This window comes from Brachybacterium alimentarium, from assembly GCF_002332425.1.
Taxonomy (GTDB): domain Bacteria; phylum Actinomycetota; class Actinomycetes; order Actinomycetales; family Dermabacteraceae; genus Brachybacterium; species Brachybacterium alimentarium.
On the sequence record NZ_NRGS01000011.1, the window covers coordinates 258785 to 282841 of the forward strand.

28 protein-coding genes and 1 pseudogene are annotated in these 24057 nt (G+C 70.3%); 16 read left to right on the forward strand and 13 right to left on the reverse strand.

The window, feature by feature from the left end:
• Positions 1-13: 13 nt before the first annotated feature.
• Complete coding sequence (locus CIK71_RS08600; protein ID WP_096164793.1) at positions 14-1618, reverse strand: peptide chain release factor 3; 1605 nt, start codon at positions 1616-1618, stop codon at positions 14-16.
• A gap of 63 nt (positions 1619-1681) precedes the next feature.
• A complete protein-coding gene (locus tag CIK71_RS08605; RefSeq protein WP_096164795.1) occupies positions 1682-2266 on the reverse strand; it encodes a sugar O-acetyltransferase in 585 nt (194 codons plus the stop codon).
• Between the two features lie 146 nt (positions 2267-2412).
• Between CIK71_RS08605 and CIK71_RS08610 the strand changes: the two genes are divergently transcribed.
• Positions 2413-2997, forward strand: a complete 585-nt coding sequence (locus CIK71_RS08610; protein WP_217990154.1) for a TetR/AcrR family transcriptional regulator — start codon at positions 2413-2415, stop codon at positions 2995-2997.
• Positions 2998-3065: 68 nt separating this feature from the next.
• Positions 3066-3941, forward strand: coding sequence for an NmrA/HSCARG family protein (locus CIK71_RS08615; protein ID WP_096164797.1), 876 nt, complete (start codon positions 3066-3068; stop codon positions 3939-3941).
• Between the two features lie 97 nt (positions 3942-4038).
• Here the strand turns inward: CIK71_RS08615 and CIK71_RS08620 are convergent, their stop codons facing one another.
• From CIK71_RS08620 to CIK71_RS08630, 3 genes are all read right to left on the reverse strand, one after another.
• Entirely contained in the window at positions 4039-5274 is a 1236-nt protein-coding gene (locus CIK71_RS08620; RefSeq protein WP_245857409.1) for an LCP family protein, read from the reverse strand.
• A gap of 107 nt (positions 5275-5381) precedes the next feature.
• Entirely contained in the window at positions 5382-6359 is a 978-nt protein-coding gene (locus CIK71_RS08625) for a LysR family transcriptional regulator (RefSeq protein ID WP_096164799.1), read from the reverse strand.
• A gap of 254 nt (positions 6360-6613) precedes the next feature.
• Entirely contained in the window at positions 6614-7105 is a 492-nt protein-coding gene (locus CIK71_RS08630; RefSeq protein ID WP_096164801.1) for a GNAT family N-acetyltransferase, read from the reverse strand.
• Positions 7106-7238: 133 nt separating this feature from the next.
• On the opposite strand from CIK71_RS08630, the gene CIK71_RS08635 reads away from it, so the two are divergent.
• A complete protein-coding gene (locus tag CIK71_RS08635; RefSeq protein WP_096164803.1) occupies positions 7239-7940 on the forward strand; it encodes a metal-dependent transcriptional regulator in 702 nt (233 codons plus the stop codon).
• Here CIK71_RS08635 and CIK71_RS08640 read toward each other — a convergent pair.
• Genes CIK71_RS08640 through CIK71_RS08650 form a run of 3 tightly spaced genes read right to left on the reverse strand, consistent with a single transcriptional unit; the run spans position 7935 to position 10521 of the window.
• The gene (locus CIK71_RS08640) at positions 7935-8861 is read right to left on the reverse strand and encodes a metal ABC transporter permease (RefSeq protein WP_096164805.1); all 927 of its coding nucleotides are present in this window, start codon (positions 8859-8861) and stop codon (positions 7935-7937) included. The genes CIK71_RS08635 and CIK71_RS08640 overlap by 6 nt on opposite strands.
• Positions 8858-9607 (reverse strand): metal ABC transporter ATP-binding protein, encoded by a 750-nt coding sequence (locus CIK71_RS08645; RefSeq protein ID WP_096164807.1) that lies wholly within the window; start codon positions 9605-9607, stop codon positions 8858-8860. The genes CIK71_RS08640 and CIK71_RS08645 overlap by 4 nt, the downstream gene beginning before the upstream one ends.
• Complete coding sequence (locus tag CIK71_RS08650) at positions 9604-10521, reverse strand: metal ABC transporter substrate-binding protein (RefSeq protein WP_096164808.1); 918 nt, start codon at positions 10519-10521, stop codon at positions 9604-9606. The genes CIK71_RS08645 and CIK71_RS08650 overlap by 4 nt, the downstream gene beginning before the upstream one ends.
• 194 nt (positions 10522-10715) lie before the next feature.
• On the opposite strand from CIK71_RS08650, the gene CIK71_RS08655 reads away from it, so the two are divergent.
• The 4 genes from CIK71_RS08655 to CIK71_RS08670 all read left to right on the forward strand — a co-directional run bounded on the left by CIK71_RS08655 (position 10716) and on the right by CIK71_RS08670 (position 14328).
• Positions 10716-11330, forward strand: a complete 615-nt coding sequence (locus CIK71_RS08655) for an LOG family protein (protein WP_096164810.1) — start codon at positions 10716-10718, stop codon at positions 11328-11330.
• A gap of 100 nt (positions 11331-11430) precedes the next feature.
• Positions 11431-12102 carry a GntR family transcriptional regulator gene (locus tag CIK71_RS08660; RefSeq protein ID WP_096164811.1) on the forward strand — a complete coding sequence of 224 codons (672 nt, stop codon included), beginning with the start codon at positions 11431-11433 and terminating at the stop codon, positions 12100-12102.
• A complete protein-coding gene (locus CIK71_RS08665) occupies positions 12099-13400 on the forward strand; it encodes an MFS transporter (RefSeq protein WP_245857411.1) in 1302 nt (433 codons plus the stop codon). The genes CIK71_RS08660 and CIK71_RS08665 overlap by 4 nt, the downstream gene beginning before the upstream one ends.
• A gap of 79 nt (positions 13401-13479) precedes the next feature.
• Positions 13480-14328, forward strand: coding sequence for an aldo/keto reductase (locus CIK71_RS08670; protein WP_096164815.1), 849 nt, complete (start codon positions 13480-13482; stop codon positions 14326-14328).
• 12 nt (positions 14329-14340) lie between these two features.
• Here the strand turns inward: CIK71_RS08670 and CIK71_RS08675 are convergent, their stop codons facing one another.
• Positions 14341-15165, reverse strand: a complete 825-nt coding sequence (locus tag CIK71_RS08675) for a sugar phosphate isomerase/epimerase family protein (RefSeq protein WP_096164907.1) — start codon at positions 15163-15165, stop codon at positions 14341-14343.
• A 99-nt stretch (positions 15166-15264) separates the two neighbouring features.
• On the opposite strand from CIK71_RS08675, the gene CIK71_RS08680 reads away from it, so the two are divergent.
• Complete coding sequence (locus CIK71_RS08680; protein WP_096164817.1) at positions 15265-16260, forward strand: hypothetical protein; 996 nt, start codon at positions 15265-15267, stop codon at positions 16258-16260.
• 10 nt (positions 16261-16270) lie between these two features.
• Here CIK71_RS08680 and CIK71_RS08685 read toward each other — a convergent pair.
• Positions 16271-16507: pseudogene (locus tag CIK71_RS08685) on the reverse strand (IS5/IS1182 family transposase); the annotation flags it as partial.
• Between the two features lie 259 nt (positions 16508-16766).
• On the opposite strand from CIK71_RS08685, the gene CIK71_RS08690 reads away from it, so the two are divergent.
• From CIK71_RS08690 to CIK71_RS08715, 6 genes are all read left to right on the forward strand, one after another.
• On the forward strand, positions 16767-17207 hold the full coding sequence (locus CIK71_RS08690; RefSeq protein ID WP_096164819.1) for a hypothetical protein: 441 nt from the start codon (positions 16767-16769) through the stop codon (positions 17205-17207).
• Positions 17208-17216: 9 nt separating this feature from the next.
• Complete coding sequence (locus CIK71_RS08695; RefSeq protein WP_096164820.1) at positions 17217-17636, forward strand: hypothetical protein; 420 nt, start codon at positions 17217-17219, stop codon at positions 17634-17636.
• A gap of 483 nt (positions 17637-18119) precedes the next feature.
• Positions 18120-18803, forward strand: coding sequence for a GNAT family N-acetyltransferase (locus CIK71_RS08700; protein WP_096164909.1), 684 nt, complete (start codon positions 18120-18122; stop codon positions 18801-18803).
• A 111-nt stretch (positions 18804-18914) separates the two neighbouring features.
• Positions 18915-19679: an isocitrate lyase/PEP mutase family protein gene (locus CIK71_RS08705; RefSeq protein WP_096164821.1), complete on the forward strand. Its 765-nt coding sequence runs from the start codon at positions 18915-18917 to the stop codon at positions 19677-19679.
• Positions 19680-19795: 116 nt separating this feature from the next.
• Complete coding sequence (locus tag CIK71_RS08710) at positions 19796-20758, forward strand: aldo/keto reductase (RefSeq protein WP_096164822.1); 963 nt, start codon at positions 19796-19798, stop codon at positions 20756-20758.
• Between the two features lie 85 nt (positions 20759-20843).
• Positions 20844-21419 (forward strand): GNAT family N-acetyltransferase, encoded by a 576-nt coding sequence (locus CIK71_RS08715; RefSeq protein ID WP_245857412.1) that lies wholly within the window; start codon positions 20844-20846, stop codon positions 21417-21419.
• Between the two features lie 14 nt (positions 21420-21433).
• Here CIK71_RS08715 and CIK71_RS18005 read toward each other — a convergent pair whose 3' ends face one another.
• The 3 genes from CIK71_RS18005 to CIK71_RS08725 form a co-directional block, all read right to left on the reverse strand.
• Positions 21434-21727 carry a YbaK/EbsC family protein gene (locus CIK71_RS18005; RefSeq protein ID WP_245857414.1) on the reverse strand — a complete coding sequence of 98 codons (294 nt, stop codon included), beginning with the start codon at positions 21725-21727 and terminating at the stop codon, positions 21434-21436.
• Positions 21728-21742: 15 nt separating this feature from the next.
• Positions 21743-21970 (reverse strand): YbaK/EbsC family protein, encoded by a 228-nt coding sequence (locus tag CIK71_RS18010; RefSeq protein ID WP_245857416.1) that lies wholly within the window; start codon positions 21968-21970, stop codon positions 21743-21745.
• A gap of 68 nt (positions 21971-22038) precedes the next feature.
• A complete protein-coding gene (locus tag CIK71_RS08725; protein ID WP_096164823.1) occupies positions 22039-22578 on the reverse strand; it encodes a GrpB family protein in 540 nt (179 codons plus the stop codon).
• Between the two features lie 59 nt (positions 22579-22637).
• Here CIK71_RS08725 and CIK71_RS08730 point away from each other — a divergent pair, with 59 nt between their 5' ends.
• On the forward strand, positions 22638-23312 hold the full coding sequence (locus tag CIK71_RS08730; RefSeq protein ID WP_096164825.1) for an HAD family hydrolase: 675 nt from the start codon (positions 22638-22640) through the stop codon (positions 23310-23312).
• Positions 23305-24039 (forward strand): phosphotransferase enzyme family protein, encoded by a 735-nt coding sequence (locus tag CIK71_RS08735; protein WP_096164827.1) that lies wholly within the window; start codon positions 23305-23307, stop codon positions 24037-24039. The genes CIK71_RS08730 and CIK71_RS08735 overlap by 8 nt, the downstream gene beginning before the upstream one ends.
• Positions 24040-24057 lie beyond the last annotated feature (18 nt).

A 24057-nucleotide genomic window follows, 5' to 3' on the forward strand; every position in this document is an offset into this window, starting at 1 on the left:
CTCTGGGGCGACGTCACGTGCGCGAGGCAGACTCCGGGAAGACGTCCGCGTACTCCTCCAGCACCCGCGAGAGCCGCCAGCGGTCCCGGAAGAGCGCGACGGGCTCGCCGCTGGGCCGGTAGAGCACCTCGACCCCGCTGATCGACGCGATCCGGGAGACCTCTGAACGTGAGAACGGGCGCGAGTGCCCATAGGGCATCGGCGGATCGAGCGCGATCTCGACCCCGAACTCACGCCGCATCCGCTCGAAGGCGACCTCGAACTGCAGCTCCCCGACCGCCGCGAGCACCGGCCCGCCGGGACTGCCGTTCGCGTCCCGGAGCAGCTGGATGGCGCCCTCCTCCTCGAGCTGAGCGAGGCCCTTGGTGAAGCGCTTGTGGCGAGCGGTGTCCAGTGATCGGGCAACGCGGAAGCGCTCCGGGTCGAAGCGGGGCATGCCTGGGAAGATGACCTGTCTGCCCTCATGGAGGGTGTCCCCGACGTGCAGGCCGGTGGTGTTCACGAAGCCGACGATGTCGCCGGGCCAGGACTCATCGACGGTGGCTCGGCTCCGTCCGACGAGGTGATGGGCGTACTTCGAGGACACCGGGCGACCGGACTGCGCATGACGCAGCTCCATCCCCCGGCTGAACACCCCGGAGTTCACGCGCACGAAGGCGACCTGGTCGCGATGGGCCGGGTTCATGCCCGCCTGGATCTTGAACACGTAGCCGGAGAACGCGGCGTCGAGCGGCCGGGGCGCCCCCGCCTGGTCGGGACGCGGCCGGGGTGCCGGCGCGTGGTGGAGGAGGAAGTCCAGCAGATACCGCACGCCGATGTTCCCCGCGGCGGCGGTGAACAGCACGGGGGTCTGCTCGCCGTCGAGGAACGCCTGGGCATCGAACGTTCCGTTGAGCTCGGCGGCGACTCCGGCTCCCTCGACCGCATCGCGCCAGAGCTCCTCGCCCAGGCCGCTGTCGGTGGCACCGTCGACGAGCTCCTCATGGGCCAGGCGCGCACCCGAGGCGACCACCTCGTGCCGCAGATAGCTCGGCGATCCGGGCTCCATCAGCCCGCGGAACTCCCCGGCATACCCCACGGGCCAGTTCACGGCGACCGGTGTGCGGTCCGTGGCCTCCTGGATGTCGTCGAGGAGCTCGAGGGCGTCCAGGCCCGGTCGGTCCCATTTGTTGATCACGGTCACGACGGGGAGTCCGAGTCGCCGACAGGCGTCGAAGAGCTTGCGCGTCTGGACCTCCATGCCTTTGGCGGCATCGACGAGCATGACGGCGAAATCCACCGCGGTCAGCACCCGGTAGGTGTCCTCGGAGAAGTCCGAGTGCCCCGGGGTGTCCAGCAGGTTGAAGACCACGTCGTGATAGTCGAAGCGCAGGGCCGTCGAGGTGATCGAGATGCCTCGCTCGCGCTCGACCTCGCCCCAGTCGGAGAGGCTCGCCGCACGGCTCGCCTTGCCGTGGGTCGCGCCGGCCCGGTCCACGACGCGGGCGTGCAGCGCCAACGACTCGGTGAGGGTCGACTTGCCCGCATCCGGGTGCGAGATCACCGCGAACGTGCGGCGTCGCTTCGCCTCCTCGAGCACGCGGGACGGGGTCGAGGTGGTGTCCGCAGTGGTGAGCATCGTGGGCACTCTACGCGCGGGACCGGAGGATCCCGCCGGTTCGGATCGTCATCGACGCGCTGATCACAGCGGCCCGGCAGCGTCGCCCTCGACAGGGAGATGCCGGATGACGGTCGCCGGGCTGCCCACGGCGACGACGTGGTCGGGGATGTCGCGCAGCACCACGCTGCCCGCACCGATCACGGTGTTGCGCCCGATCGTCACGCCGGCACCCACCGTGACCGAGGCGCCGAGCCACGTGTTCTCCCCGATGGAGATGGGAAGCGCCTGCTCCCAGCCCTCGCGGCGACGTGCATGGTCCTCGACGGGATGCAGCGCCGTCATCAGCTGCGCTCCCGGCCCGAGCCGGGCGTTCGCGCCGATGCAGATGGGCGCATCGTCCATGAAGAACGCGTTCGCGTTGACGAAGGCGGACTCCCCGAGCTGGATGTTCGTGCCAAAGGTGCACTGGAAGCGGGGAACCACCACGGCGCCCTCCCCCACACGGCCCAGCATCGCGAGCAGGGTCTCCCGGCGCAGCGCGTCCTCGTCGGCCGCCGCGGCGTTGAACGTGTCCAGCAGCCGCCAGCACTGCCGGCGCCGTGCCTGCAGCTCGTCGTCGTCGAGATACCACTCGCCACGTGCGAGGCGCTCAGGGTGCGTGTCCATGTCTCGATGATGGCAGGCGATGCCTGATGGCCGACGATCCGACCAGGTCGGGGCCCCGGGCGACCCCCCCATACTGGACCGATCGGTCCCGATGGTGTACGGTCCCCATATTGGACCGCTCGGTCCCGATAGGAGGAGACGATCCTGTGGCACGCACGCCGGAATTCGATCGAGACGCAGTGCTCACGAGCGCCATGGACGCGTTCTGGGAGCACGGCTATGACGGGACGTCCATGGCGGACCTGCTGGCGGCGACGGGGTTGAGCAGGAGCAGCCTCTACGCCGGCTTCGGCGGGAAGCATGACCTCTTCCTCGCCTCCTACGACTGCTACCGGCAGCAGCAGGCGGTGGGCCTTCGCGATGCCCTGGACGGGCATGCCTCGCCGCACGGGATCCGCGTCTTCTTCGAGCGGATCGTCGACGGTGCGAGCGATCCGCGGCAGCAGTTCGGGTGCATGAGCACCAACCAGGCCGCAGAGCGCGGCGCACGGGACGAGGAGGTGCGCGCTCGCGTCGACGAGGACTTCCAACAGCTCGAGGACGCCTTCGCGGCCCACCTCCGCGAAGGGCAGTCCGCGGGCACCGTTCCCGCCGACGTCGACGTCGGTGCAGCTGCCGGCGCGCTGGTCACCGCCTTCTCCGGCTTCCAGCTCACCGTGCGGGCGGGCCTGGATCGCACCCGACTCCACCGGACCCTCGACCACCTCTTCGCTCCGCTGATCGCCCGATGACGCGTCGAGCGCCCCAGAGCGCACACCTCCAGACCTGACCGCACGACCTCTCACCGAAGGAGCACGCCATGACCCCCCTTGGAACCATCGCCGTCTACGGAGCCACCGGCCAGCAGGGCGGTGCCGTCCTCGACGCGCTGCTCGCGAAGGGCGCCAGCGTCCGCGCTCTCGTGCGCGATCCCGCCTCGGACCGCGCCCAGGTCCTCGCCCAGCGCGGCGTGGAACTCGTGCAGGCCGACGCGGACGAGCCCGCGAGCCTCGTCCCCGCCCTCGACGGGGTGCGGGCCCTGTTCTTCATGACCACCCCTCCCGGTGGGGTCCAGACGGAGGACACCGAGGGCGAGACCCGACAGGGCATCGCCCTGGCCGACGCCGCGAAGCAGGCAGGCGTGCCCCATGTCGTGTACAGCTCCGTCGGCGGTGCCGAGCGCAAGACCGCGGTCCCCCACTTCGAGTCCAAGCGCCGCGTCGAGGAGCACCTGGAGAGCCTGGGCGTGCCGACGACCCTCGTCCGGCCCGCGTTCTTCATGGAGAACCTCCTGGGCATGAGTCCCTCGCTCGAGGGCGACGAGATCGTCGTGCACCTGCCGCTGCCCGACGCCGTCCCGCTGCAGATGGTCGCGGTCAAGGACATCGGCGCCGTCGCGGCGACCGCACTCCTGGACCCGCGGAGCATCCCGGACGGTGCCATCGAGATCGCCGGAGACGAGCTCACCGGCTCCCAGATCGCGGCGGCCTACGCGAAGCACACGGGGATGCCGGCCCGGTACGAGGCGCTGCCGCTCTCCGTGCTCGACGACTCCTACGACATGCAGGCCATGTTCCGCTGGTTCGCCGAGTCCGCGGCCTACCAGGCCGATCTCGCGCAGGTGAGGGCGCTCGTCCCGGAGGTCCTGGACCTGCCGGCATGGCTGCGGACCGTCGAGGTCCAGCCCGGCGCCTGAGACCCCGCCGCCGTCACGGCCAGCGCACCGCCCCTCCTCGCCGACGCTCTCCCAGGCCTCTGTGGGCGGGACACCCCGTCGGCCTCAGGAGTCGTCCTCAGTCCGAGCAGAGATCCACGTCCGCCGTGCGGACCGTGGTCCCGGTGGTCGAGGTCGAAGACTCCTCGGCACGCCCGTCGGCCGGTGCCTCGGCGTCCGACGTCGGCTCCTGCGAGGACGACGCCTCGCCACTGTCCGGCCCCTCGGTGCCCTCCGGCTCCGACGACGTCGTGTGTCCGCTGCCGGCGCCTGCGACCGCGAGCGGCACGTCGCCCGCCAGATCCTCGAACACGGCCTCGGCCTCCGCGGACGGCACCACCCGATTGGGGTCACCGGGCGCCGGCTCCCACGGCATGGTCACGAAGGTGATGCTCTCCGTGGGCACGCGGGAGACCCTGCTGCCGAGCGACGCCATGTCGCCGATCGCGCTCAGCCCCGGATCGACCGTGAGCGCCGAGGTCGTCGCATCCAGGAAGGAGTACAGCCGGTCCGGGCGAGCGACCACCTGGCGGCTAGTCGCCTCCTGCACCACGGCGGACATCACGATCTGCTGGTGCCCGAGCCGTGCGATGTCGCTGCCGTCGCCCACGGCGTGCCGGGTGCGGGCGAGGGCCAGGGCGTCCCTGCCGTCGAGGGTCTGCTCGCCGGCGGGCAGGTCGAGATCCGCTGCGGGGTCCTCCATCGACTCGGGCAGGCAGACGGGCAGGCCTCCCAGGGCATCGATGATCGCGATGAAGCCCTCGAAGTCGAGCTCGACGAAGTGGTCGATCCGCACCCCGGTCAGCTCCTCCACCGCGGCGACCGAGCAGGCCGGGCCGTAGTTCAGCGCCGAGTTCAGCATCCCTCGACCGCCGGAGAAGGATCCGCGTCCCGTATCGGCGCAGGCCGGGAGGTCCAGGAGGGTGTCCCGCGGCAGCTGCACGGCGTCGATCCGTCCGTCGTCGGCCGAGAGGTGCGCGAGCACCATCGCGTCGCTGCGCCGGGAGCCGTCGGCCTCCCCAAAGGACTCCTCGGCGAGGTCGCGGCTGTCCGAGCCCAGGAGCAGGATGGTCAGATCGCCCTCCTCCGCGTCACCCTGCGCGGCGTCCGTCCCCGTGCGCAGCGGCGCCGTGGTGATGTTCCCCCGCAGATGCGTCACGGTGCCCGCCATCCCGCCGGCCAGCACCAGGACGGCGACGAGGGCGAGCACCGCGAGGATCCGCCCCGGACGCAGCACGACGCGGGCATGCTCCCGGCGGAGATGCTGGGGCTGCGGTCGGTCGAGATGGCGGATACTTCTCGGGGCAGCGGCCACGGTCGCGCCCTCCTCCCACGGGTGTCTGGTCCAGGTCCGCGGACCAGGTCACCACGCGCCGCCCCTCCACCTCCAATAGGTCCCGGGGCACGACCCATGCACCGGCGCTATACGGGCGGTGTCCCTGCAGGTGGGTCGCCTTCCGCGGGCTCCATCAGCTCCATCAATCCGTGCAGCGCCGGATTGGCCTGCGCGACAGGTCGGTGGATGATCCCGATGGAGCGCTGCACCGGTGAGCGGAGCGGGACCAGACGGCCCCCGAACGCAGGGGCGGTCCGCGCGAGCACCTCGGGGACGAGCGTGACGCCGTCGGCCGCGACGCTGAGCGGCACCAGGCTGTCACGCTGCGTGGTCGTGATGACCCGAGACGCGACGACCCCCAAAGACCGGTAGACGGAATCGGTGAGCTGACGGATCGACGTGCCCCGGGGCAGGGTCACGAGGGTCCTGTCCGCCAGGTCCTCGGCGGCCAGCGGCGCCTCATCGCCCACTGCTCCCTCGAGGGTGGGGAGCACGGCGGCGAACTGCTGCGCGGGCAGCGGTGTCACGGCGAGGTCGGCGGGAACCCGGTCGATGACCCCGGCGGCGGCATCCGCCCGACCCACACGGACCGCATCGAAGAGCTCCTCGGCGTCGTCGACCGTGAAGACCTCCACCCGCACCCCGGGATGCGCTCGATGGAAGCGCCCGACCAGGTCCGTGACGATGCTGGCCACGAGCGACGGCAGCCCGGCGACCCGCAGCGAGCCGGTGGTCAGGGAGCGGGCGGAGGCTGCCATCGCCTCGATCGACCCCATCTCCGCCAGGGCCCGACGGCCGGCCGCGACCACGCCGCGGCCGCTCTCCGTGACCTCCATCCGCCGTCCGACCGGCGCGAACAGGAGGAGGCCCAGAGCCTCCTCGAGCGTATGGATGCGGCGGGAGAGCGAGGGCTGGGAGATCTGCAGGGCCTCAGCGGCAGCGGTGAACGATCCGTGGTCGATCACCGCGATCATCGCCTCGACCTGACCGAGGCTCGGAGCGACACCCCGGCCACGGGCGGGAAGGGGCAGTGCCTCCTCGTCCCGCTCGGCGCTGCCGATCATCGCCCTCCCTCGCTCGTCGCTCGCCCTGGCATGCTGCGCCGAGGATACCGGCCCGGGGCACGCTCGCTGCGTCCCCACCGGGCTCACAGCGTCCCCGCCGGGCAGGTGTGTCACGGCCGGGCCGATGGCAACGAGCTCTGGCAATATCGCCACTTGACGTCACCACCGGCCCGCGCGCGACCGGACCGCACACAGCACCGGCCCGATGACCGCGACCAGAGACCTGGGAACCGCGACCAGAGACCAGCGACCCGCTAGAGCACCAGCTGCAGGAACGCGAGGTCGAGCCAGCGGCCGAACTTGGTGCCGACCTCGCGGAGCACGCCGGTGCGCTCGAAACCCAGGCGCTCGTGCATCCGCAGGGACGCCTCGTTGCCCGCATCCACCCCCGCGATCATCACGTGCCGCCCCTGCGCACGCGCTCGATCGATGACGGCATGCAGCAGCAGGGTGCCGATGCCGCGCCCGCGCAGGCCCTCGCGCACGTGGACGGAGTGCTCGACGGTGTGGCGGTAGCCGTCGTGCGGGCGCCACGGCCCGTAGCTGGCGTAGCCCATCACGGCGCCCGTCTCGTCGACCGCGACCAGCACCGGGAAGTCCGCCTGCTGCCGGGCCGCGATCCAGTCCGCGCGGTTGCGGACGTCCACGGTGTCGTCGTTCCAGATGGCCGTGGTGTGCTGCACCACGTGGTTGTAGACCGCGGTGATCCCCGCGGCGTGCGCCGCGGTCGCGTCGAGGATCTGCATGGGCCCCTCCCGAGGATGGCGAGAACCCGGCGAGCATATGTCGTCCCGGGAGCTGCGCAGGACGCCAGCAGGAGCATCGCATCGTTCCCTCGAGTTCGGGTGGGCGAACTCGAGGGTTTGCTAGCGTTCGAGCATGTCCGTCACCGAACTCTCCATCAGCACCCAGAACTACCTGAAAGCGATCTGGAGCCTGGGGGAATGGTCCGAGGACCCGGTCACCGCCTCCGCCCTCGCCGCTCGCGTCGGCGTGAAGATGTCGACGGTCTCGGACGCGGTGCGGAAGCTGACCGAGCAGGGCCTGCTCGAGCACACGCGGTACGGCGCCATCCGGCTCAGCACCCAGGGGCACGAGTATGCCCTGGCGATGGTGCGCCGCCACCGCCTGATCGAGACGTTCCTCGTCGAGGTGCTCGGGTACAGCTGGGATCAGGTCCATGACGAGGCCGAGCACCTCGAGCACGCGGTCTCCGACTTCCTGGTCGAGCGGATCGATCAGCATCTCGGGCATCCCGTGCGCGATCCGCACGGCGATCCCATCCCCGGCGCCGACGGGCAGGTCGCCCGCCCGGATGCGGTGCTGCTCTCGACCGTCCCTGCGGGGTCGAGCGCTCAGGTGGAGCGGATCTCCGACGACGATCCGCGACTGCTCACGTTCTTCGCTGAGCAGGGCATCGGCGTGGGCACCGTGCTCGACGTCCGCCCCGGCGCGCCGTTCTCCGAGGCGATCGAGGTGGCCGTCACCGGGGCCGCGGCGAGCATCTCGCTGGGACGGTCCGCGACGAGCTCCGTCTGGGTCGCGGTCACCGGGGACTCGGCGACTTCCTCCGCGTCATGACCTGCTCGTCGCAGGGTCCGGCTCTGCGGCGCCCGGCTCGGCGGGGTCCGCAGCGCTCCTGCCTCGCGCGCGACGTCGGCGCGCGGTGACGACCCTGCCCAGCAGGCCCCGCCGCGGCTCGAAGAGGTGGACGAGGGCGAACACGCCGCTCTGGACGAGCACGACGAGGCCGCCCGAGGAGGCATCCAGCCAGTAGCTCAGCAGGATCCCCACCACGGACGAGGCCACGGAGACGGCCGGCGCGATGAGGAGCATCCGGCTGAACCGGTCGGTGAGCAGATGCGCGGTGGCACCGGGGACGATGAGCATCGCCACCACGAGGATCACCCCGACGACCTGCAGTGCGACCACGGCGGTCAGCGCCAGCAGGCCCAGGAGGAGCGCCCCGAGCGCTCGTGGCGACAGACCGATCGCCTGGGCGTGGAGAGGATCGAAGGCGTAGAGCGTGAGGTCCCGGCGCTTGAGGAGCAGCAGCACGAAGGCGATCGAGGCCAGCACGCAGATCTGGAGGAGATCGCCCCGGGAGACCCCGAGGATGTTGCCGAAGATGATGTGGTTCAGGTCGGTCTGGCTGGGCGTGATGGAGATGAGCACCAGGCCGAGGGCGAACAGCGCGGTGAACACGATGCCGATCGCGGCGTCCTCCTTGACCCGGCTCGTCCCGCGGATCACCCCGATGAGCACCACGGCCAGGAGCCCGAAGACGAGGGCGCCGACCGCGAACGGTGCGCCGACCACGTAGGCGAGGACCACTCCCGGCAGGACGGCATGGGAGACGGCATCGCCCATCAGGGACCAGCCGACCAGCACCAGCCAGCACGAGAGCAGGGCGCACACGATCGCGGCTACCACGGTCGCGACCAGGGCGCGCACCATGAAGTCGTACTGCAGCGGCTGGACCACCAGCTCGAGGATGCTCATGCGGCACCGTCCTTCCCCAGCGCACCGAGCGGGTCGAGGCCGAAGGTGAGCGCGAGCTTCTGCGGGGTGAGGGCTTCGGCGACGGACCCGTGGAAGAGCACCCTGCGCTGCAGGAGCACCGTCTCGTCGGCGAGCTGCGGGAGGGCGTGGAGATCATGGGTGGAGACCAGGATCGTGCGACCCTCCGCCGCGAGCTCGCGCAGCAGCGCGACCATGGTGGCCTCGCTGCGCTTGTCGACGCCGGCGAACGGCTCGTCCAGCAGCAGCACCTGCGCCCCCTGGGCGATGCCCCGCGCCACGAAGGCCCGCTTCTTCTGCCCGCCGGAGAGCTGCCCGATCTGGCGGTGGGCGTACTCGGTCAGCTCCACTCGCGCCAGCGCCTCCTCGACCGCCGCACGATCGACGGCCCTCGGCCGACGGGTGATGCCCTGCAGCCCGTAGCGCCCCATCATCACCACGTCCCGCACGGAGACCGGGAAGGTCCAGTCGACGTCCTCGCTCTGCGGGACATAGCCGACGATCCCGCCGGAGCGCGCCGCGCGCGTGTCCGCACCATTGATGAGGACAGTGCCCGTATCGGGACGCACCATGCCCATGATCGCCTTGAACAGGGTCGACTTCCCCGAGCCGTTCATCCCGACCAGACCGGTCACGCGCCCGGCGGCGACCTCGACGCTCGCGCCCTCCAGCGCGACCACCTCGCCGTAGCGGACCGTCACGTCCCGCACGTGGATCGCGGCCGTCATGCCGCGCTCCCGGAGAGGCCCTCGACGATGACGTCCGCGTCGTGCCGGAGGAGATCGAGGTAGGTGGGCACCGGGCCGTCGGGGCCGGAGAGGGAATCGACGTAGAGCGTCCCGCCGAAGTCCGCGTCGGTCGCCTCGACCACCTGCTGCATGGGTTTGTCCGAGACCGTCGACTCGCAGAACACGGCGGGCACCCCCTGGGAGTCGACGTAGTCGATCACTGCGGCGACCTGCTGCGGAGTGGCCTGCTGCTCGGCGTTGACGGGCCAGATGAACTGCTCCGTGAGCCCGGCATCCCGGGCGAGGTAGGAGAACGCCCCCTCGCAGGTGACCAGCGCGCGCTCGTTCTCCGGCAGCGCGGCCAGCTCCTCCTCCAGGCCGTCCTGCACCCCCTGGAGCTCGGACCTGTACTCCTCGCCGTTGGCCTCGTAGTCCGTCGCATGCTCCGGATCGAGCTCGCTGAACGCCTCGACCATGTTGTCCACGTAGATCTGCACGTTCACCGGGCTCATCCACGCATGCGGATTCGGCTTCCCGGCGTCGACGTCACCGGTGATGTCCAGGACGTCCACTCCCTCCGAGACGACGACGTGGGGGACGTCCACGGACTCCACGAACTGCTCGAACCACAGCTCGAGGCCCAGGCCGTTGTCCACGATGAGGTCCGCCTCCGATGCCTTGGCGATGTCACGGGGCGTGGGCTCGTAGCCGTGGATCTCCGCCCCGACCTTGGTGATCGACTCGACCGCGAGGTGGTCCCCGGCGACGTTCTGCGCGATGTCCGCGAGCACGGTGAACGTGGTCAGCACGACCGGCCTGTCGGCCTCTCCAGCGCGGGATCCGCCACCGCACCCAGCGAGCACGAGGGCCCCGGCGAGCACCAGTCCCGCCGCCCGCCACCACTGTGTACGCACTCCAACACACCCCTCTTCGTCATCTTCGTCATCTCGGCCTTGAATAGTTCGTCGGCACGAACTTGCCAGATGCTACACCTCCACCGCCGCCGGCGCGCCGGGACGTCTCGCAGGCTGCGGAACCGACGTCGCCGAGGCGGGCGGCTGTGCGAGACTCGTCGCCGCCCACTGCCCCGCACGCCCTGGAGGAACCCATGCCCGCACCCGGAGACCCCCTGACCACGGCGAAACGGACTCCGTCGATGATCACGATCTTCAGCGGCTCCGCGACGGGCAGCTCGGACGTGTTCGCACACGGGACGACGGCGCTCGCCCGCGAACTCGCAACGGCAGGGATCGGCATCGTCTACGGCGGTGGTCGCGTGGGGCTCATGGGGACTCTCGCCGGAGCGGCCATGGAGGCCGGCGGCGAGGTGCACGGCGTGATGCCGCAGTCGCTGGTCGACGAGGAGATCGCCCATGAAACGATCACGCACCTCGACGTCGTGCCGGACATGCACTCACGCAAGCTGCGGATGGCCGAGCTGGGGGATGCCTTCGTAGCCCTCCCCGGTGGTGCGGGCACGCTCGAGGAGCTCTTCGAGGTCTGGACCTGGCAGCACCTGGGGATCCACCACAAGCCGGTGGCCCTGTACGACATCGCGGGCTACTGGCAGCCCCTCCTGGCGGCCCTCGACTCCATGACGTCCGCCGGATTCCTCGCGGAGCACCTCCGTGCGTCACTGATCGTCTCCGACGATCCGGAGCAGCTCGTCACCTCACTGAGCACCTGGACCGCGCCCGCCAGGAAGTGGGCGCGCAGCTCGTAGAGCCGAGCGGGCGCATGCGGACTGGACCACACCTGTCCGGTGCGCCACTCCGCCCGCCACCCATGTTGCATCCATTGATGCATGCATTAGCCTGGAGCGCATGGAGTCCCTCGAACTGCCCTGGCTCGACGTGCCCGAGAGCCGCCCGATCGCCGATCGCATCGCCGCGTCCGTGGCCCGGAAGATCGCCGAGGGCGACATCGATCCCGGCGACCTGCTCACCGAGGTCGACGTCGCCGCCCGGCACGGGGCGAGCCGCACCCCGTCCCGCGAGGCGATGCTGCAGCTCGAGAGGTGGGGGCTGGTGCGTCTGGTGCCGAAGAAGGGCGCCCTGGTCACGAACCCCACGGCACGGGAGCGTCGCGAGCTGCTGTCGGTGCGCTCGATGCTCGAGAGCCATGCGGTGGCCCGCATCGTGGGCGACGACGCACTGCGGGAGAGCCTGCTCGGCCGGCTCGAACCGATCCTCGCCGCCCAGGCGGACGCCGTCGGCCGGCCGACGGACTTCGTCCTGCACGACTACTCGTTCCACCTGCAGATCGCCGCGCACGACGACAACCACGTCGTCGACGAGATCCTCCGCACGCTCGCCCCGCGCCTGGTCCGCCTGACCCGCCTCGCGGTCACCGCTGCGTCGGCCGACCTCGCCGCGCTCCACCGCGAGCACGTCGAGCTCACCGACGCCATCCGCAGGCAGGACGTCGCGACCTTCCGCGAGCTCATCGACCACCACCTCACCTCCGGTCACGAGCACTACGAGGTCATGCCGTGAGCCGCCGGAGCCGCCGCCCCGTGCCCGCCTGGCTGCGGGTGGCCCCGACGGGCTTCGTGCTCGCCTGGGGCGGCAATCACTTCACGCCCCTGCTGCACGTGTACGAGACGGTCGGTGGCTACGCGCCGTGGCAGGCGAACCTGCTGCTGGGCATGTACGTGGTCGGGCTGATCCCCGGCATGCTGCTGGCCGCCGCGCTCTCGGACCGCTGGGGCCGCAAGCCCCTGGCGATCGTGGGCCTGCTCGGCGCCATGGTCGCGAGCACCCTGCTCGCGGCGGGGATGAGCAGCTTCCTGGTGCTGTGCATCGGGCGCGCCCTCGCCGGGATCGGGGTGGGCGTGGGCATGTCCGTCGGCTCGAGCTGGATCAAGGAGCTCTCCGCCCCGCCGCACGATCCCTCCGCCACGGCGACCGCCGGGGCCCGACGCTCCTCGATGACGCTCACCCTCGGCTTCGCGATCGGCGCGGGCGTCACCGGATCGCTCGCCCAGTTCGTCCCGCTGCCGGGCCAGATGCCCTACCTCGCCCATCTGCTCCTGTGCCTGGTCGCGGCGGCGGCCCTGGCCACCGCGCCGGAGAGCCTGCCGCGCGCGCTGCGAGCCCGCGGCTCCCTGCGCGACGATCTGCGGGTCCCGTCGGCCGGGCACCCGGTCTTCGTGCGTCTCGTGCTGCCGGCCGCCCCCTGGGTGTTCGCCGCCGCCGGTGTTGCCTACGCGATCCTGCCCAGCACCGTCGAGGAGCACCTCGGGGACTCGGCGACGATCTACGCGACCGGCCTGACCGTGCTCACCCTCGGCGTCGGCGCCCTCGCACAGGGGGCCGTCGGGCTGCTGAACCGCCTCACCCGTGGCCGCGCGCTGCTGGTGGGCATGAGCGGCATGACCGTCGGGATGGTCCTGGCCGCGGTCGCGAGCGACCTGCACGATCCCGTGCTGGTCGTCGCGGTGGCCGCGCTGCTCGGTGCGTCCTACGGCGTGTGCGTGGTCTCCGGGCTGATCATCGCCCAGTCGCTCGCGTCCCCGCGGGACCTCGCCGGGATCACGGGCGTCTACTACTCGCTGTCCTACCTCGGCTTCCTGCTGCCCACGATCCTGGCCGCCCTCACCCCGGTGCTGTCGTACACCGGCGGGCTCGTGATCGTCGCCGTGATCTGCGCGCTCTGCCTGAGCACGGTCGGCATCGGGCTGCGCCGCCCGCCCCGCACGGCGGCACCGGTCGAGATCGACGAGGCCGACGAGGCCGACGACGTTCTCGAGGGGGCGCCCTCGCCGGCCGAGGACCTCACCCTCAGCCGCTGACCCTCGCCGACGCAGCCGCCTCGCCGTAGTGTGTGTGCAACCGCATTCCTCGCACTGCATCGGCCAGGAGGCCATCACCATGAGCAGCCCCGCATCCCCCGAGGTCCCCACCACAGCCTTCGCCGACGGCTCCCCGATCCCGCTGATCGGCTTCGGCACCGGCGGCGCCCAGGGCCCCGCCGGGGTCGAAGTGATCGTCTCCGCACTGCGCACCGGCTATCGGCTGCTGGACACGGCCGCCCGGTACGGGAACGAGACGGCCGTGGGTGAGGCCGTGCGCCGCAGCGGCGTGGATCCCGCCGAGGTGCTCGTGACCACGAAGGTCGCCGGCGGCGATCACGGCCGGGAGGCCGCCCGCACCGGGATCCTCGAGTCCCTTCGCCGCCTGGGGCTGAAGAGCGTGGGCATCGCCCTGATCCATTGGCCGAACCCCTCGCGCGGGCTGATGGTCGACACCTGGCGCACTCTGCTGGACCTGCGGACCGAAGGCCTCGTCACCCACGCCGGCGTCTCCAACTTCCGGCCCGAGCAGCTCCAGGAGCTCTTCGACGAGACCGGGCAGTGGCCCGAGATCAACCAGATCCAGCTCTCCCTGGCCCTCCCCCGCCAGGAGCCGGACGCGTTCCACCGCGAGCACGGCATCGTCACCGAGGCGTGGGGTCCGCTCGGCACCCGGGACGGCCTCTCCGAGCAGTTCGCGCTGCGCACGGTCGCCGCGAAGCACGACGTCTCCGTCGCGCAGGTCGCGCTGCGCTGGGCCGTGGACCGGGAGATCGTCGTGATCCCCCGCTCCTCCGATCCGGGCCGGCAGCGCCTGAACCTCGACCTCGCAGCGCTCCATCTCGACGACGAGGACCGCCATCTCCTGGCGAGTCTGGACCGCGGCGAGGAGAAGGCCTGGGACTCGCGCGAGCACGAGGAGTGGTGAGCGTGCCTTCCGTCAGCCGGTGACGGTGCGCGCGATCGCGTGCATCTCGTCGAGTCGGCCCCACTCGTCGTCGTCCGTGCCGGCGTAGACGTATGAGATCCGGCCCGCGTAGCCGACGTCGCGCAGCACGGTGAGCGCGCGGGTGAGGTCGACGGCGTCGAGCACGCCCGGGGCGGATTCGCGGGCTTTGACCTGGGAGCACTCCGCCCGTCCGGCCACGGCCGCGATCTGGTCGTACTTGTCCTCTCCAGTCCAGTTGCCGGTGTCGATGAGCAGGCCGACCTGGCCCTCGAGCTGCTCGAAGAGCCGCTGCGTGACGTCCGCGTCGATCAGCAGCGACTTCCAGTTCTCGGTGATCACCCGGATGCCCTGGTGCTCCGCCGCGAGGGCGCGGAGCCGACGCGCGCTGAGCGCGATCGTCTCGTCCGACGGGGCCTGGTCCCCGGCAGGCACCCGCACCCGAGGGGCACCGAGCTGCTCGGCGACGTCGATCCAGCCCGACAACCAGCGCTGCTGCTGTTCTCCGTGCTCGGGGTGGAGCACGTCCCCGTCGTCCACGAGGAAGCACTCGAGGTCGACGCCCGCAGTGTCGAAGGCGTCGCGCACCTCGGCGAGGTAGGCGGACTCGGTGCGAGGCAGGTAGAAGTGGCACAGCTGCGCGCTGGCGAAGCCGTGCTCTGCGAGCTGCCCGGGCAGCTCGAGCAGGTCCAGACCGCCACCGGAGGTGTTCTCGGTCAGCACGCCCGAGGGCGCAGAACCCGGCGCGACGAAACGCCCCATCGTCCGGAACACGGACCAGGTGTGCAGGGCCTTGGTGGGATCGAGCGTGTGGGCCATGGGATCTCCTGTGATCGAGGTGGCGAGGGCGGCGTCGCCGTGCGGCACCGGACCATCATGTCGCACCGGGCCGTGGTGCCCGCCAGTTAGCGTAGGCCCATGTCGCCGATGACCACCCGCCCCGCCACGTCCGCCGATACCGCGGATTCGTCCTTCGACGATCTGCTTCCGGACCGCTGGCGCGAGGGGGACAACTGCCGTTCCGTGGTCGCGACCGACAGCTCGGGTCGAGTGCTCGGGCATTGTCGAGGCATCGACAACAGCTTCCATCCCGACTCCCGCAGCCTCGTGCTCGAGGTGGCCGAGGAGGCCGAGGAGGCCCGAGGCGAGCACTCATGGGCCGAGATCGCCGACGCGCTGCTCGAGGCGCAGATCGAGGTCTCGCGCCTGCCGCTTCGCTTGAAACCCGCGACCCATGAGACCGAGCTGCTGGAGCTGTGCGCCCGCCACGGCGGTGTGCTGGTGCAGCTCATGCCGCCGTGGCGCTACGTGGTCGACGAGGCGATGCGCACCTGGGCGGCGGCGCACCGCACGACACCCGACGGCCTCCACGCCACCCCCATCGACGATGCACGACGCGAAGAGATGCTGGATCTCTACGTCGAGCACTACACCGCCCAGCACGCCCGCTGGTCCCCGGCCGCCGCACCGGCTGAGCTGCGGGCGGAGAACGCTCCGGACTTCGCACCGGGCGGCGACGGCAGCTTCGATCCCGACCACAGCGTGGTGCTGCTGCGCGACGGAGCGATCGCTGCGCAGGCTCTCGCCTGGCCGCCGGAGCCCGATGGCGGCATCGAGATCTCCATGGAGTCGCGTCCGCACGAAGGGCCGACGGCCCGGGAGGACATGGAGGCCTGCGTCGCGGCGGTCATCGACCGCAGCGCCGACGAGGACGTGCTGCTGATCGACTCACACGTCACCGAAACGCTGGAGTCGGCGATGATGCGCGACGTGCCCGGCCCTCCCCCGCATCCCGAGGACACCTGGACCGCGATCGTCGGGATCCCCGTCCCGGGCGGGCCGACACCGATCCCGCTGCCCGCAGCGCAGATTCCGCTCGACGCAGTACCGCTGGCCGAGCGGCTGCGCGGCTAGGGCGCGTTGCCTATTTGCGTAGCCAGGCGATGACGGCGCAGAGGACGACGCTGGCTCGACAGATGATGGCGTGCTTCTCGTAGTGGGTGGCGATCCCGCGCCACTGTTTGGCCGGTCCGAACTGCCGCTCGAAGATTTTGCGGCCAGCATAGGAGGTCTGATCGAGACCGGGTGGGCGTCCACCCCGAGTGCCCTTCTTCTTGCCGTGAGCGATCCCGTCGGACTTCTGCGAGATCACAGCTTTCAAATGTGCCTACAGCCCGGGTGCGTCGACACATGCGGAAGCGTGCTGCGGAGTCAGGGGCCGCGGTGCACTGATTTTGGGGAGGTAGGTGTGGGCCGGCGCTCGCATTGCGTCGACTTGAAGTCGTCAGCCGACGTTTGACATCATCGGCATTCCTGTGCGAGCTTCGTAAACACCGAACATCCACGGGTCGAAAGTTGAAAATCACGTGAAGAGACGTCTATTCTTTCGAGCGGCAAGTGTTGCAGCCGCCGGTTCCACGATGGCAGCACTCGCGTCGCCCTCTTGGGCAGACGGCGCCGTTGCGACCGCAGACGACAGCGAAGGCCTGCCTCAGCTCACTGTCGACGAGTGGCGGGAGGTGCAGGCCGCTGCAGAGGCTGCCGGAGACACCGAGGCCGCGGAGGCGGCTGAGTATGGCAAGGCAGTCGCCGAGAATCAGGCGAAGGCGAAGACTGGCAAGCTGGTCGTCGTGCCCATGCTCGTTCCGACCCTCATAAAGAAGGCAGTGAAGGCCGCCCTCAAGTATGGCGGTCACAAGGTGCCGAAGCCCCTAAGGCCTTACACCAATAAGATCCTCAACGTCCTCGACAACACAGAGGCGTGGGAGGAGGCTGGGCTGACGACGGGGTTCATGGCCGTCGGAATTCCGCCAGACGCCTCCCAGCAGGCGGCGCACTGGATCGTCGTGTTCGTTGGCTGAGAGTTGTCGATGAAGGACGTGGCGGGATGGCTGACCGCTGGGGCGCTGGTTGTTGGGTCCTTGGCTGTCGGCCTCGCCCCCGTTGTGGCGGTCATGGGTGTGGCGATCCTGATGGACGTTGCGCTTCGGACCGGACACGTCGTGGCGTTGCTCGCGAGCTTCGGAATTGCGATTGTCTGGTTACTTTTCGTAAGCTTTACAGAGATTCCGTTAAAAATTGCGCTACGAAAATCATCGCCGGTGGCGCGTGAAATCATCATCAACCTATTTGCCTTAACCCTGCTTGCGTTTTCATACTTTGTCATCGTTGAACAGTTCTTGGCAAGCGCCATTATGGCGGCCCTGTCATTTGCTGGGTATCTCGCCTTGCGGCCCCTCATTGAACGCGCCGAGCGTGCGGCAGACGCACTTCCCAGGGATACCCAGTAGCTGTTTGAGGTCACGGTGTCGCCGACATGTTCGTCGGCTCGGGTCAGGATGAGTTCTCCGCCCCCGCGAGGCTCGCGCCCTCAGGGCTGCCATATGCGTGGGTGACACCTGGGGCTGCCGCGCTGATAAGTGACATCTTGACCTGACCTACCTACGGCTTGGATTCCAGTTGTCGTCGCTAGACGATGGTCTTCATGGAAGGCTCACTGCATGCCCGGGCCGTACCGTCCCGAGTTCCGCGCCCGTGCCATCGCTCTGGTGCACGAGGGCCGACAGGTCGAGCAGACCGCGCAGCACCTCGGCATCAAATAGGCGTATGAGGTCATGCCGTTGCCGAGACCGCCCACCATGGTCGCATTCTTCAGGAACTGAACCCGCTGCATCTTCCTTGCGGCCGGGTCCTCGATGTCCCAGAACCCATGACCCGCGATGGTCGTCGGCACGAGCGAGCCGGCCAGCAGAAACGCCGACGTCTGCGGGGCGATGCCCTCGGAGACAGCAGACTGCCGGCCGATCAGGTGGGCCCGCCCTGTTGCCGGAGACGACGGCTGCTGCCAAGCTTCCGATGTGCCCTCCTTCGTGACGCCGGTCATCGCGCCCGGATCGCTGTCCCGCCTGCACCAGCCGGTGCTCACCGCCGGGTCCATCCGCTTGCGCCCATGGGCCGACGCTGATGCGCCAGCTCTCGTCTCGGCCTACCAGGAGCCGACCATCCAGCGTTGGCACGCCCGGTCCCTGACCCCGGACGAGGCCGACGACTGGGTCGCGTCCGCCCACGCAGCATGGATGGCAGAAACAGCTGTGAGCTGGGCCGTCGACCTTGATGACCAGCTCGCCGGACGCATGACCCTGAAGCTCGACAACTCCGATGGATCCGCCGCGGCCGCCTACTGGACTCGCACCGTCGCCCGCCGCCGCGGGGTGGCGTCCCGTGCTCTGCGCTTGGCCACCGGGTGGGCGTTCTCCGCCGGGATGCACCGGGTCGAGCTCGAGCATTCGACCCTCAACCCGGTGTCGTGCCTCGTTGCCGATAGAGCGGGATTCGACGCGGAGGGCACTCGCCGAGGGAGCGCCCTGCACGCCGACGGATGGCATGACATGCACGTCCACGCCACGATCGATGCGATGAGCACTCTAGGCGCTCCACAGGCGATGGCGTGCACGTAGGGCCCGTGCGACCGCAGTCAATCTCCCGAGGGTCACGTCAACGGCGCTGTCGGCGGACGGGCCTCCAGCGCGACCCTTGACCAACCCGGTGTTCCCGAGTGGGATGGCCCCATGACCTCACTGAGCGCACGCGCCGATTCCCTTCTCGCCCTGCACCACCGTTCGACCCCGGTGGTGCTGCCCACCGTGTGGGACGCCTGGTCCGCCCAGGCCGCTGTCTCCGCCGGCTTCGAGGCGCTGACCGTCGGCAGCCACCCCGTCGCGAACTCCGTCGGCGCCGGCGACGGCGAGGACATGAGCCTCGAGGACGCCCTCGCAGGCATCGCCCGGGTGGCCCGCGCCGTGGACGTCCCGGTCTCGGCCGACGTGGAGTCCGGCTACGACACCGCAGCTGGCGAGCTCGTCGAGCGCGTGCTGGAGGCGGGCGCCGTCGGCGTCAACATCGAGGACACCGTGCACTCGGAGGGTCGGCTGCGCGGGGCGCAGGAGCACGCCGACTACATCGCCGGGGTCCGTCAGGCGGCCGACGCGGCCGGGGTCCATCTGGTCATCAACGGGCGCACCGACGTGTTCAAGACCGACGAGCAGATCCCGGACCGTCAGGCCGAGGCGATCACTCGACTGAACCTGCTTGAGGGCGCCGGGGCCGACTCGCTCTACCCGGTCGGACTGCCGGACGTGGCGACGTTGAAGGCGCTGCTCGCCGCGGTCAGCACTCCGCTGAACGTCACCGCCCACCCGGTGAACGGCTCCATCCCGGAGGGCCTGGATCTCGCGCGGCTCACGGAGCTCGGTGTACGCCGCGTGAGCTTCGGCCCGCTGCTGCAGGCCGCTCTGGCCGACCACCTCGACGAGATCACGAAGGCCTGGCGCTGACCTCCTCGCGCCGGACCGATCGGTTCTCCTGCGCGAGCGAGCATCGGGCATAGGGTCCTCGTGGCGGGTCCCGGTCGCGACGTCGCGGCGCCGCCGACCACGAGGAGTGATCAGCTATGCAGTACTCCCAGCTCGGACGCACCGGAGCGACCGTCTCCCGGCTCGTCCTCGGCACCATGAACTTCGGCCCCCACACCGCGGAGGACGATGCCTTCGCGATCATGGACCGCGCCCTCGAGCAGGGCGTGACCTTCGTCGACACCGCGAACGTCTATGGCGGGAAGGAGCACAGGGGCTGGACCGAGGAGATCGTGGGCCGCTGGCTCGCCAGGACCGGCAAGCGCGACGAGATCGTGCTGGCCACCAAGGTGTTCGGCGAGATGGGTCCCGGTGCGAACGACCGTGGGCTCTCCGCGCTGAACATCCGTCGCGCGGTGGACGAGTCCCTGCGCCGCCTGCAGACCGACCACATCGATCTCTACCAGATGCACCACGTGGACCGCTCCGCCCCCTGGGAGGAGATCTGGCAGGCCATGGACCTGCTGGTCGCGCAGGGGAAGATCAGCTACGTCGGCTCCTCGAACTTCGCCGGCTGGCATCTCGCGCAGGCCAACGAGACCGCCCGCGCCCGGCACTCGCTGGGGCTCGTCTCCGAGCAGTCGCTGTACAACCTGTTCTCTCGCGACGTCGAGCTCGAGGTGCTGCCTGCCGCGGAGCACTACGGGATGGGCGTCATCGCCTGGTCGCCGCTCTCGGGCGGCAAGCTCGGAGGCCGCTCCGAGGGGGGCGTGCGCCGCGGTACAGCAGACCGCCGCCATGACCCCGCGGACCTCACCGACCAGCTGGATCGCTGGGAGGCTTTCTGCGACGAGCGCGGCCTGGCGCCCGGCCAGGCGGCTCTCGCGTGGCTGCTGCACCGGCCCGGTGTGCTCGGCCCGATCATCGGCCCGCGCACCATGGAGCAGCTGGACTCGGCGATCGAGGCCGTCGACATCTCGCTGTCCGATGAGGACCTGGCGACGCTCGACGAGATCTTCCCCGGCCCGGGCGGACCGGCCCCGGAGGCTTACGCCTGGTGACCCCGGTTCAGCCGACGAGCAGGCAGAACGAGGACCTTTCGGGAGCGCTCCTAGGCATGTCGGCCCTTCGTCCTACGATCACGGCATGCCGGATATGGAGCCCCTCTCAGGGGCCGAGCCCGAGGACTCGACGTCCCGCCTGACCCTGCACCGACCCCGCCGCGAGGACGTGCCGGAGCTCTTCGCGATCCTGTCGGACCCGCTCGTGTGGACGCATCTGCCCTCCGGGCGGCACCGGGAGATCGAGCGTACGGCGCAGGCCGTGGAGCGGTGGGACGCCGAGTGGGAGCGCGATGGCATCTCCACCTGGGTGGTGCGGGAGCGCGGGGTCGCGCAGGTCATCGGCTACGGCGGGCTCTCGTCACTGGACGGCGTCGCCTGGAACCTCGGCTACCGCTTCGCGGTGCGAGCGCAGGGGCGAGGCTTCGCGACGGAGCTCGCCCGCCACGCCGTGGCGCGCGCCCGCACCGAGGGGCCGGCGCTTCCGGTGATCGCCTACCTGCTCGAGCACAACGCGGCCTCCGCGGCAGTGGCCCGCCGGGTCGGGCTGGAGCTCGTCGACCGCGGGCCCGACGCCGGGAACCCGGATCCGGAGGCGGTGCGGCTGGTCTTCGCCAGCCGTGCGCTGAGTCCGGAAGAGCTCACGGCCGCCCGGCGCTGACGGGACGACCGTCGTCAGAGCGCGACCGGGACCACCTCGGCGCCGGCGAGCTCGGCCAGCTCATGGCCGGGGACGAGGATCTTGGACGTGCGCACTCCCCCGCCGATCAGCACGTCGTCGAGCGCGGCCACCGCGGGATCGATCAGCACCGGCCAGTCTGCCGGCAGACCCACCGGGGTGACACCGCCGCTGGTCATGCCGGTCAGCACCTCGGTGTCCTCGGTGCGTGCGAAGGACAGCTTGCTCGCCCCGAGATGCTTCTTGACCGTGCGATTGACGTCCGCACGGTCGCTCGCGAGCACAATCACCGCAGCCAGGATGTCCTACCCGCCTCCGCGGCCCTTGACGATCACGCAGTTCGCGGTCGTGGTCTCGTCCACGCCGTAGGCCTCACAGAACGCGGCGGTGTCGGCCAAGTGGTCCTCGACGGGGGCAACGCGCGCGCTCGGCACCGCACCGGCGCGAACGGCCTCGGCCGCGGGAAGTGCGACGAGATCGAGGGAATCGATCAGCGGGGTCCAGCTCAGGGGCAAGGTTCCGTCGTTCGCCATGCCTCCCACTGTAGGAGCGTCACGGGCCGAGGTGGAGAGGGAGGGAGTCAGCATCCCGACAACGTGGCTCACCGCTGTTCGCGCCAGGCACGTGCCTCGTCCATCAACCTGTCCACGACTGCCTGCTTCTCGTCGACGTAGACGGAGCGGCGGCCCGCGTATCGCCGTGCGAGATCGAGCTTCGCGGCCTCATAGCGGCACGCCGCATCCGGAACCGTCCTCAGGAAGCCGCGGAAAAGCAGGTAGTCGGTGAACGTGACCGAGCCGCTGGGCACGACGTGCACATGATCCGTGCGGTGGTCGTCGACGATCCGGTGGAGGAAGGCATGGTCGGGATCGTCGGCGAAGGACCTCGGCATGTAGGCGAAGCCCGCTGCCCCCAGAGCTGCAAGCACCGGCCCGGTCAGGACGGTCCCCACATCGCGCACGCCGACCGCGATATCGATGGTGTCCTTCGAGGGGAGGCCCGGAACGCTCGTGGAGCCGACGTGCTCGATAACGGCGTCCGGAAGCACAGCGCTCAGCTCCGCCGCGCTCGCGAGGAATCGGGACGGCCACCCGTCGTCGTACGGGACGATCTCCACCACCGTGTGCGCTCTGTTCGCCATCCCCGCACGCTACGCGGGGTCGGGCTCTCCCTGTGCGGGCCTGTAGGTAGTCTCGGGCGATGCTGCTGCTCCTCGATCTCGACAACACACTCATCGACCGTGATGACGCCTTCGCCCGCTGGGCCGCAGAGTTCCTCGACGAGCTCGGCGGGGGGCCGGAGGATCTGAACTGGCTCCTCAAGGCCGACGGGCATGGGTACACGCACCGGGCGGTTCTGGCTGACGGGCTCCGTGACCGGCTCGGGCTCACCACCTCGCGGGAGGACCTCGTGCAGACCCTCCTGCTCGGCCATGCCCCTTTCGTCCGCTGCTACAGCGGAATTTTGGATCGCCTGGCCGGCCTCCGTGCCGCAGGGACGACGCTCGTGGTCGTCACCAACGGCATGATCGAGCAGCAGACCCAGAAACTGCAGGTCACCGGATTGGATGCCGTGGTCGATCGGGTCATCATCTCCGAGGCCATCGGCGTCAAGAAGCCCGATCCGACGATCTTCGCAGCGGCGATCGAAGGACTGGCCCGCACAGAAGACCCCTGGATGGTCGGTGACCACGCGGAGGCGGACATCTCCGGCGGCAGAGCCGCAGGGTGCAGAACAGGCTGGGTCAGCCATGGCAGGCGGTGGGCGGGCGATGAGCCGCCGGCGGTCTCCGCGACCACCACGCTCGATGTCCTAGACCGGATCGAGGAGACCGAGCGGGCTGAGTCCGCGCGGCCGGACGGGAGCCATGCCTGAGCCGCGGGAGATCACCCTCCTCGGGAAGACGGTGCGTCGCCCCCGGAAGCCGTGGACCGAGACCGTCCATGCGCTGCTGCGGCATCTGCGCGAGCAGGACCTCCCCGTACCCGAGCCGCTGGGGATCGACGACCGCTTCGAGTACGTGACCCTCGTGGCCGGTGTCGCCGGCGACGAAGCCTGGCCGGACGGTGTCCCGGCCGATGGTGCACGGTCGATGGGCCGCCTCCTGCGCGCGGTCCACGACGCCACCCGGGCGTGGCTCCCACCCACCGAAGCACAGTGGTCGGTTCCCCACAGCCCCGGAACGATCATCTGCCACGGCGATCCGAAGCCTGGGAACGTCGCCTGGCTCGATGGGCGGGCGGCGGGCCTGTTCGACTGGGACGCTGCCCGGCCGGGCGACCCCTTCGACGACCTCGCCTATGCGCTCCTGTGGACGATCCCCCTCAACGCTGTTCCGCGGGACGGCCAACCCTCCGCGACCGAGCAGGCGCGTCGCCGGGAGCGCGCCGAGGCACTGCTGGAGGGGTACGGCTGGTCCGCACCGCTCGACATCGTCGACGCCGCAGTGCGCCGTCACGAGCTGGCGATCGACGAGGCGGAGTGGCTCGGCGAGCGCGGTCACGAGCCCCATGCGAGCTGGGTGGCGCAGGAGTGGCCGACGCGCTGGCGTCACGACCTCGACGCCTTGCGAAGCGCAGGCCGACGAGCGTTCCCCGCCTGACCGCACCCGCAGACGTGC